Origin of the sequence: Pseudomonas avellanae BPIC 631 (assembly GCF_000444135.1) — a bacterium.
Taxonomy (GTDB): domain Bacteria; phylum Pseudomonadota; class Gammaproteobacteria; order Pseudomonadales; family Pseudomonadaceae; genus Aquipseudomonas; species Aquipseudomonas avellanae.
Map to the genome: position 1 here is coordinate 1 of NZ_ATDK01000504.1, position 1,156 is coordinate 1,156.

General features: G+C 52.7%; 1 protein-coding gene and 1 pseudogene. Both read left to right on the forward strand.

Annotation, left to right across the window (positions count from 1 at the left end; all coding sequences use genetic code 11):
* Positions 1 to 641, forward strand: a pseudogene (locus DW49_RS0124230) (hypothetical protein); the annotation flags it as partial.
* Entirely contained in the window at positions 631 to 1,044 is a 414-nt protein-coding gene (locus tag DW49_RS0124235; protein ID WP_024421489.1) for a hypothetical protein, read from the forward strand. The pseudogene DW49_RS0124230 and the gene DW49_RS0124235, both read left to right, overlap by 11 nt.
* Positions 1,045 to 1,156 lie beyond the last annotated feature (112 nt).

A 1,156-nucleotide genomic window follows, 5' to 3' on the forward strand; every position in this document is an offset into this window, starting at 1 on the left:
ATCATGAGGTGCTGGCTCCTGAAAAGAATCGGGAGCAAAGGATCAGGCTTCAATTGTCTGTTTGGAATGTGGGGTTCATGAGGCGCTTACCATTGATCTATTTAAAATGGCAGTTCAAACATACCAGCATGAGCATGACTCAGCTCTATGCATCGAATCCGCAACAAGATCTAAGCCTTTTCGACGAAATCTTCCAGCAAATGACCGAATTCAAAATCGACCTGATCGAGTCATGGCTCGACGATCAGCCATTAGCTGGCGGGGCGGGCGAAAAAATCGTGGAGATGCGGGCTATCCCTATCAAAGACAGGGCCGCTCTACTTGCCCAAACGGCCCCACATGCCAACATTCGTGCAACTGGCCACGGCTGGTGCATTGCGACGGAGCGGGGCTGCGGTGGAGCTGGGTTGTACGAAGCTACACGCTGCCCTGGATGCAAAAGCTCGGTGATTGATGAGTTTTTTGCTGGCACGTGGCAGGACATTTACAGCCAACAGCTGGAGCTGATCAAAATCGTGGATGCAGGCCCTGCTGTTAGGCAGCGAGCAGAGCGCGACATGCAGGTTGCACTGGATGTCATCACAAGCTTAGGTCTATCTCCCTTCAATGACGACATCAACGAGGCTGGGAATGCCTATTAAGCCGACTGAGGGGCATGCCCCTGGCCGTTCGCGGTCAAAAACACTAGATGCCCTTGATAAAGTCATTGATGGCCTTGTCGCAGGTAACGAGAAGATTTCCATCGCGTCGGTTGCCCGAGCAGCAGGCGTTACACCGGGTCTGATTCATAACACCTACCCAGCGGTGGCGGAGAGAATTCGCACCCTCATGGGCAAGTCAGTGCGCGCCCAGCGTGATTCGAAACATCAGGCGCTGATGGTTGAAAAAGAGAAGAACCGAGCGCTCCGTGTGGAGAACGACCAGCTTTTAGAGGAGTTGGCCCGAATTGCTTCCATAAACCAACGCTTGTTGTTCGAAATGGCCGAGTTGAAGGCTGCCTCTAGTGGGAAGGTAGCTTCCATAACACCTAGGCTCCGCAGCTAAGCTCTATTGGTGTTGTCGCTGACCGAAAACTGACCCAGTAGAGGCTGTTCTGCCGACTGAAAACTGACCCAGGTGTTCAACTGCTTCTGCTCACTTTTTGAGCAGGAGAACA